Raw genomic sequence first — 1,246 nt, 5'->3', positions numbered from 1 at the left:
GAGACTGTCAAGAAGTTTGTGTAAATAATCTCTCTCGTTGATTGACTTTTTTATTTATCTTTTAATCAAAATAGGATTCTAGGGTGTCTCGAACTTGCCCAAATCCTTTATGAATCCTGTTAAAGTAACGGTCATTGTAATCCATTGCCTGAACTCCAATAAAGGTGTCAAGCGACTGCTCAGTTGGAAATTCTGTTTTAGGCTTGGTTTTCCGCTTAAGCCTGTTGTTAAAGGATTCAATCATGTTAGTTGAGTAAATTGAAGCTCTAATAGCTGGCGGATAGTTGTAAAAGGTTAACAGATCAGGCTCAACCTGTCTAAGATCTCTAACTACGTTTTTGTAGGCTTTTTCCCAGTTTTGATAGAATTCATGCAGCACCTGTACAGCCATTTCTTTGTTTGACTGAGTATGAATCTGCTTGAATTCATCCAGTGCTTTTTGTCGATCGTCAACCCGCATTTTGGCACTGATATTACGCATGACGTGTACCAAGCAGCGTTGAAAATGCGCTTTAGGATAGGACTGGCAGATAGCCTCTTTCATGCCAACTACTCCGTCAGACAAGAAGAGCTCTACCTGTTCAAGGCCGCGACTCTTGAAGCCTTTGAGCATTTCGCTCCAAATCTCAATATTTTCAGTAGGCGCAATACAGTAGTCGATCACTTCTTTATGACCATTAGGTTTGATACCGATGGCGATATAAACTGCTTCGCGCTCATAAGTGACCCGCTTAAGAGGAATATAGGTGGCATCGAGATAAACGCAGAAGAACTTATCTGACAGATGTCGCTGATGATATGCCTCAACTTTGGGAATCATTTCTTTAGAAATATTGGAAACCATAGCTGGAGAATAATAGCCGCCATACATTTTCTCAATCAAATCAGCGATTTCTCGGGTTGTGACGCCCTTGGAATAGAGCTTGATAACAGTTTGCTCTAAGACATCAGTATGCCTTTTATAATCTGGCATAGTGTGTTGATGAAACTCACCGTTTCTGTCTCTAGGAACTTTGATTTCTATTTGTCCGAATTGCGTATCAACCTTGCGGTAATAAGCACCATTTCTAGAATTTCCGGTATTCCAGCCATCGCGCTCATAAGGATTGTAGCCTAAAAAGGCAGTCAATTCGGATTCAAGCAGGTCATTGACAGCCTGTTGGAGCTTTTGTCTAAATAAATCATTAATTTTATCCTGATTGAATAGAGCATTAGCCATATCTTTGGTAAAATCATTCATGAAGGA

Annotated in this window: 1 protein-coding gene; it reads right to left on the bottom strand. The window is 40.1% G+C overall.

Going from position 1 to position 1,246, the window contains the following annotated elements; translation table 11 throughout:
• Positions 1 to 61: 61 nt before the first annotated feature.
• Positions 62 to 1,240, bottom strand: a complete 1,179-nt coding sequence (locus tag CP352_RS10710) for an IS256 family transposase (protein WP_049148796.1) — start codon at positions 1,238 to 1,240, stop codon at positions 62 to 64.
• Positions 1,241 to 1,246: the final 6 nt, after the last annotated feature.

It is taken from the genome of Lactobacillus sp. UMNPBX1, from assembly GCF_002554085.1.
GTDB classification, from domain to species: domain Bacteria; phylum Bacillota; class Bacilli; order Lactobacillales; family Lactobacillaceae; genus Lactobacillus; species Lactobacillus crispatus.
The sequence above is the reverse complement of the archived record's forward strand: the minus strand, read 5'-3'. Positions and strand labels throughout refer to the sequence as shown.

Excerpts from the sequence above, each read along its gene's own strand:
- CP352_RS10710 (WP_049148796.1), bottom strand. The coding sequence starts at position 1,240 with ATGAATGATTTTACCAAAGATATGGCTAATGCTCTATTCAATCAGGAT.